The 251-nt window shown below is 40.2% G+C and carries 1 protein-coding gene; it reads right to left on the bottom strand.

Going from position 1 to position 251, the window contains the following annotated elements; all coding sequences use genetic code 11:
* Positions 1-251, bottom strand: a 251-nt coding sequence (locus tag ACYQ73_RS28390; protein ID WP_460015465.1) for a transposase, incomplete at both ends; no start/stop codon positions are given.

Below are 251 nucleotides of genomic sequence, written 5' to 3'. Positions count from 1 at the left end.
AACTTGTTTACACATGCGACGGAGGCAACCTTATGACATTTGTTATAGGGTTGCGTTTTTAATTTATCGTAGTACTCAACGATGTGATTTCCACCAAATCGTCGCTGTCTAATCATGTTCTGAACGGATTGATACCGCCTAATATCAATACCTGTATAGGCATTCAACTGTCTGTTGTTGTCAAACCTCTGAATGTTCCCAATTTCTGCTATGATTCTGACAGCTGAGTTAGCTCCAATAGCCGGAATACT

The organism is Lysinibacillus sp. CTST325, from assembly GCF_054665055.1.
The sequence above is the reverse complement of the archived record's forward strand: the minus strand, read 5'-3'. Positions and strand labels throughout refer to the sequence as shown.